The following is a 6,760-nucleotide window of genomic DNA, read 5'->3' as shown; positions in this document are numbered from 1 at the left end:
TTTGTATATAGTCTGGTCAGACAGTTTCTAAATACACTTTGTATAGTGTTACGCTTTTGAGGAGCTATAAAATCCAAAAAATTTCTTTCTTGGAGTGCATTGGGGCCGTATCCCAGTGTTTCTTCAGCGGAATTATGGTAAAGGATTTTTCCTTGCAAGTCGACAACAAAAATAATATCTGAACCATCTTCCACCGCATCTTTATAAAAGCCACCGGCATCAACATATGACTGTAAAGTTGTTAACATTTCCATAATCTGATCATTATGCCTCTTACCAACATTATAGGGTTAAATATCGGTGTTTGGCAGGCGCGTTTATTCTTACTTAGCTTTGTTTCCTGGCACTTCACCATTCTTTATCATATTGTAGATTGTTGATTTGCCTATATCCAGTTTTTTGGAAACCTCAAGAACATTGTTATTGTACTTGTCCATAAAGAAGCTGATGATATCCGCATTATACTCACGAAGTGTCTTTTCTGTTATAGTGAACATACCGTTTTCACTCACCGTATGATAACGAATATTCTGTTCGGTGATCTGGCCGTTGTCGCACATTACACACGCCAGGTCGATTACTGCTTTAAGCTCCCTTACATTACCTGGGAAATTATATTTCAACAACTTGTCGCTAGCCCCTTCCGAAAGGATGGGGGGAGATATTTTATTTTCCCTAGCATACTCTTTTATAAAATGCCGGGCAAGAATCAGAACATCTTTACCCCGGTTCCTTAAAGGAGGGAGCTCAATGGGCAAACCTAATATACGGTAGTAAAGATCCTCCCGAAAATTGCCTTCTTTTACTTCTTCCATGAGGTTTTTATGCGTTGCGGTGATAAGCCTTACATTGAATTTTATACTTTTATTTCCACCTATTCTTACACATTCACGCTCCTGTATGACCCGCAGCAGTTTGCTTTGCAGGTTGAGATCCAGTTCGGCAATTTCGTCCAGAAATATAGTGCCCCCATCAGCCTCCTCAAATTTACCTGGCTTCTGCCCGACAGCCCCGGTAAAAGCTCCTTTTTCATGGCCTAACAGCTCACTTTCAATCAACTCTCGCGGTATGGCCGCCATATTGACTGCTACAAAGCGTTTTTTACTTCGGATACTGTTGAAGTGTATAGCCTTGGCTACCACCTCTTTCCCGGTTCCAGTTTCGCCGGTAATCGATACATTGATATTAGACGATATAGCCTTCTCTATATGAGTGAAGGTATTTTTTAAAGCATCACTCTGGCCAATAATGCTTTTTTCGAAGCTATGCTTTTCCCTAAGCTGTTCCTTTAAGTCGTTGATTTCACTTTTTAGGCTAAGGTTCTCACGAATATTGAGTATCGCTTTCCAAAGCAGGTCAGTAGTATGATCATTTTTTATGATGTATTCGCTGGCTCCGGACTTTAACAGGTTTACGGCAACAGCAATTTCTTCCTGGCCACTGATAACTACAATGGGAATATCTTGATTATTTGCCTTGATTTTGGACACCAAGGATTCACCGTTCATATCTGGTAAGCCATAGTCAGTGCAAATTACCTGTGGGTTTGATGAAAGATTAGACAGACATTCCTTGGCCGTGGTGTATAATTCTACTGTGTAGTCTGGGTTGAGAGATAAATGATGTAATAACATCTGCCCATACCAAGGATCGTCTTCTACAATAAATATTTTAAAACTCATTAAATAACAGTTTCAAGTTCAAAAAAGCCCATTTAAGGCTATGATCTTTCTTAATAAAACATAAAATTCGTTATAATGATAGCGTGAAAAATTGCAAATAACGATCATAAATCTCATATGTAGGTTTATTGTCTTTTTTGAAGAATTAATATATGGGCATTCCGATTGTAGAGCAGGGGAAAGAAATTGATATGAATAACATAGGCTCCACTGGGGACTTCATGGGTGGTATAGTCGGAATAATCTGGAGTCTGGCTGAAATGGAAAATGACATGTACGTTTATGATCTAATTAAAATGGTTAAACGATATTTTATCTGTATTTCAACGATCTATTAGCTACTTAAAAACCCGAACGAAGTGTTCAGAACTTTGCAACGGTACTGGTATTAACTTCTGATAAACATAGATTACATTAAAGCCATGAGCAAGGCTGAACTAGCAGCCCAATTGCGTATCAGTAGAGAAACACTCCGATTGAAGTTAAAGCAAATAGAGGGACTTGATAACGGAAGAAGGCAAATACTTCTTCCTAAAGAGTTGGTATCATTTATAAAGCGTTAGAAGAAGGCCCTATCGACAAACAGAAGTGCTATTTTTTCTCCACTTTTAACCTTTCATTAAGGCTTTGAGCATGTTTTGCCAGATAATCATTTGTGATTTTTGCATACACCTGAGTAGTCCTCAAATTTGTATGACCTAGCATCTTACTCACAACTTCAATGGGAACCTCATTAGATAATGTGATGGTTGTGGCAAAAGTATGCCTTGCAATATGATGTGTTAATTTCTTTTTAATGCCCACCAAATCAGCAATAGTCTTTAGATAAGCATTCGTTTTTTGATTTGTAAAGCGTGGAAGAACATATCCCATTACCTCACGCTCTTCATTGTCATATCTATCAATTATTTCCTTTGCAGGCTCTAAAAGAGGTACGTTTAATCTTTCTAAGGTTTTTTCCTGAGCTTTATTGTTAATCCACCACGTACCGTCTTTATCCATATAAAGGTCCGCCATTTTCAAAGCCAAAGCATCTGAAAAGCGTAATCCGGTATATACTGAAAAAAGAAAAATGTCTCTTACCTTTTGTAAGCCAAAATTATCACCCAGAGCATGACACCTTATTCTCTCTATTTCATCACTTGTTAAGAATTCTCTGGATGTTTTTTCATTCTTTAAAGGGAAATGAACATAAGGCAATCCAGAAATTAACCCTTCTTTTACAGCAGTAGACAAAACCTTCTTAAACCTTGAATGCTGCTTATTAGCAGTATTTCTCGCCATCGGACGTTTATACTGAGGGTTTATTTTTGATAACATATTTTGATCAAATCCTCTCAAGAACTTATAATCTACCTCCTCTAATTTAATATCACTGACCCCTAATGATTTTAGGTAATCTTCCAGGTGATACTTCGTGGTCTTGTAGTGCTGTACTAAATCTTCAGAGTATTCACCGGGCATGGCCTCCATTGACTTAATATAATCGGTAAAATATTCTATTAAGTACCTGGTAGTCTTCGATGCCCCGGTATAAATATCCTTAATTATTCGGGCTGATATTGGTTTACCACTGTAGACTAATTGACGTTTTATCTCTCTTATCTTGTTTTCAATGTAAACCAATTCTTCGTTGAGTGCAGGTGTTTTGATTCCTCGCTGGGCACTAGCATCCCATTTTGAATTTTCCAGCACATGCTCAGTGGCTATTTCAGTCTTTTTGCGGTTTACTATGATACGGATATAAATTTTTCCCTGCTCAGGGTTTTCTTTTAGGGGTATTAGTACAAACTTTAAGGAAAAGGATTCTTTCATACTTACTGAAACATTTCGTTTTTATTGAAACATAGCTGAAACATTTCACGAAAAAACCTGAAAAAGGTTGAGACACACTGAAACAAAAAACCCTTTCAAAATCAATTTGAAAGGGTTTAAAGTTAAATGAAACTAAAAATGTCGGGATGACTGGATTCGAACCAGCGGCCCCCACGTCCCTAACGTGGTGCGCTAACCGGACTGCGCCACATCCCGATTTATAAAGTACTCACTAAATGCTCTTTTTATGTATTCTTTATTTCGTGAGTCTTTTAAATATTTTTCAAATTTCAATGCTTCAGTTTTACTTTCAAAACTTCTGCAAAAAATTAATTGCCATGGCGTTTTACGCTTAGTGTAACGACTTTCTCCATTATTATGATACCCTAATCTTTTCTCAACATTCTGACTGTAGCCATAGTACCAGCTCTTGTCAATTTGCGATTCAATTATATATACATAATACATGGTGCGCTAATCCCGACGCGTCGGGACGCCACATCCCGATTTATATGTGACCATATGCCACATCCCGAAAACCGGATCGCAATATTAGGGATATTTTATTATTAGGTAAACACAAAATCAAAATTTTTCATCTCCGTCGCCGGTAATATAAGTATAACGCCATCGCGATAAGGGCAACTGCTACAAAAAACATATGCATACCATACCCTGATGCCTGGATGGCATCTTTTGTTTCACTTTGCCCATAGTATACAAACGATGCCCAATAGTAGGGCGATTTTTTATCCATGGCTATCTCATCATGCTGCAAATAAGCTAGTTTGGCTCGATGCAACGCCATGTGTGCCTGTGGCTGCTCTTCATAGTATTTGTAAAAATCAGTCATCAGCCTGGAGGTGGAGAGGTCGTTGACCTTCCATAACGATAGCACAATATTTTTAACACCGGCGTGCGAAAAGCCGCTAGCCAGACTTAAAGGCCCTTCGCCTTTATATAGCTTACCAATACCCGTTTCGCAGGCACCCAGCACCAAAAGTTGAGTATGCAAATTAAGCCCAAGTACTTCAGGCAAATGCAAGGCGGAATCCACAAAGGCTACGGAAGGCGGCTCATAAAGTGCTCCGGGTTTGGCATGGGTAGAAAGGTGGATGATGGAGTAATCAGAAGCATGATTAAAAAACGCCTGTTTAGTTGCCTTTTCATCGCTCAGAAAATTTCCATCAAAATGCTTACGGATTCCCTCAAGTTCGTCTTTAGAATATTTTAAATAACGTTCAGAGTCAGCAAAACGTGGAAAAAAGCCCAGCACCTTATCATCCGCAAACCTGCCTTGCCCAAAATCGTGCAAATAAAGGGCTCCGGAATATTGGTAAAACACGGGATTACTATTGATCAGCCACGGCCATTGGCTATAGTCTGCAGAAGATGGCTTGGCAGTAAGCAGTGCTTCAAAGGGCACAAAATTGAGCAGTCCATCAGGAACTATCAGCAAGGTATTTTTCACCTTGCCAGGAAACAACATACCCATTAGCTTTTGCGATAACCCCGCGAAAACCTCCGGGGCGGCATTAATTTTTACTTCATCGGTAAATAATGCACTGAACTGTACAATATTCTCCCTCACCTCCGCAATCCGGCTATTTCTATACATGGCGATGGAGGAACCATTAAGCACAAAAGCATACAAAGCTTCTGCTCCAAAGAAATACTCTACCATAGTAAGCTGATTGTTCTTTAGCTTTTGCTGCAAACTATCATAGTCAATTTCCCGATGACTTTGCCTGGTTAGCCTGGGCATGCTTTTTTCAAGTCCCTTCATATCCATGGTGAGCTTGTTCTTCCTGTCCATCAGGTGCTCAATGGTGCCCAGGTTAGCATTCCTACCTTTGAGCTGCTCCTGTACCAGTGCTGCTTCAACCTGCGCCTTGTGCCGGGCCAGCTTTCTTCTACCTGCCAATACTGAATCTCCCGCAAATTTTTCCCAGGTCATCCGGTTATACAACTTGTCCCTGAGCGCGACTGACTTTGTTCTTTCCGCCACCGCGAAGGCTTCCCTCACATAGTGAATGTCCTTGCTCAAGGAAAACAGCCTGTAACAGAGGTCAAGCACCTGCTCAGCACGCCACCTGTTCTCACCTTGCTGCAAATATTTGGACTCGTCATAGCTGTAAGTTTCTTTCAGCCGCTCCTCTACACTAAAACTTTTTTTATAGCAGTCGATCGCCTGGTCCAGGGAATCCAGGCTCACGAATGCACCCGCCATACCGTCAAATACCTCTTTCAAAGTATTTTCTGCGTACAGCATATCTTCCGAAGGCAGCAATTGCTTCTCTCCTAATTGCGGAATGAGCTGCTGAAGGGCCTGACGGTAAATGTTTATTGAAGCCGCACTATTGCCCATCGCATACAGCACATTGGCCTCCTGAACAATCACCTTGGCATAATCCCGCGACTTACCCGTGGAGCCCGTTTCCATCAGGCTTCTGGCTTTACGCAAAAAATTCAATGCCTCAACAGTATCACGAGCTTTGAGGTTGACCGATGAAAGTATGCTATAGATATTGCTCAAGTAACCTGACTGATCTGCCCCTGCCTTTTCAAAAAGAGCCATTGCCCTCCTGGCATATCGGTCTGCCATATCGTACTCACCTAAAGTCAGGTGATTTTTTGCCAGGTTGGAGTAGATCAGGCCAGAGCTTCCGGAGTTGCTTTCCTGCGCAGTGTTTAACACTTCTATAGCTTCCTTATTTTTGCCTGTGTCATGATATACAATAGAGAGATTGATCAAAGCGGAGGTTTGCTGGTCTTTTAACCCTCTTTTCTGAGCCTCCAGGAGGTAACTCTTGATGGTGTTCTCAGCACTGGTGTAGTCGCCAAGCATGCTGTAGGCATTGCCCAGCGGTTTCAGACAGTATTCTATAATATCGAAGTCCCTAAAATCAAATTGCTGATCATACCCCCAGGCACTTTCATAAGCACTCACTGCCTCGTCTACCTGACTGAATTTCAGGTTATAATATCCTTTGTTGCACAGGAATATGGTGCTGGCAAGGTACTCCTGCGCACTCCTTGGTTCACGCCACTGTTTCTCACCGGCCTCATCAAACAAATAAAGCCGCTCATAAACCGGATCTTTTAGAAATTCATCCAGGTAAGTATATATAAATGCATCGAGACTATCCTGCCTGATAAGCGCTTCCACTCTCTGCTGAAAAGGAGATTCGGCAGAAACCTGTTCCGAAAACCCGGACAGCAGGAAGCATATACTCAAGACAGAAATTAACCTCATACCGTGC

5 protein-coding genes and 1 tRNA gene are annotated in these 6,760 nt (G+C 40.9%); all 6 read right to left on the bottom strand.

From position 1 onward, the window contains the following. Positions 1 to 254: PAS domain S-box protein (locus E1163_RS30765; protein WP_185156258.1), on the bottom strand; the 254-nt coding region annotated here is incomplete at its 3' end. Between the two features lie 69 nt (positions 255 to 323). After that, positions 324 to 1,682 (bottom strand): sigma-54-dependent transcriptional regulator, encoded by a 1,359-nt coding sequence (locus E1163_RS29420; protein ID WP_155177244.1) that lies wholly within the window; start codon positions 1,680 to 1,682, stop codon positions 324 to 326. Positions 1,683 to 2,273: 591 nt separating this feature from the next. Continuing rightward, positions 2,274 to 3,497, bottom strand: a complete 1,224-nt coding sequence (locus E1163_RS29410; protein ID WP_155177240.1) for a tyrosine-type recombinase/integrase — start codon at positions 3,495 to 3,497, stop codon at positions 2,274 to 2,276. A 141-nt stretch (positions 3,498 to 3,638) separates the two neighbouring features. Then, a tRNA-Pro gene (locus E1163_RS29405) sits at positions 3,639 to 3,713 on the bottom strand. Continuing rightward, positions 3,690 to 3,965, bottom strand: coding sequence for a GIY-YIG nuclease family protein (locus E1163_RS31730; RefSeq protein WP_155177238.1), 276 nt, complete (start codon positions 3,963 to 3,965; stop codon positions 3,690 to 3,692). The genes E1163_RS29405 and E1163_RS31730 overlap by 24 nt, the downstream gene beginning before the upstream one ends. 127 nt (positions 3,966 to 4,092) lie before the next feature. Then, entirely contained in the window at positions 4,093 to 6,753 is a 2,661-nt protein-coding gene (locus E1163_RS29395) for a CHAT domain-containing protein (RefSeq protein WP_185156257.1), read from the bottom strand. Positions 6,754 to 6,760 lie beyond the last annotated feature (7 nt).

The organism is Fulvivirga kasyanovii (assembly GCF_009711405.1).
GTDB lineage: Bacteria > Bacteroidota > Bacteroidia > Cytophagales > Cyclobacteriaceae > Fulvivirga > Fulvivirga kasyanovii.
The sequence above is the reverse complement of the archived record's forward strand: the minus strand, read 5'-3'. Positions and strand labels throughout refer to the sequence as shown.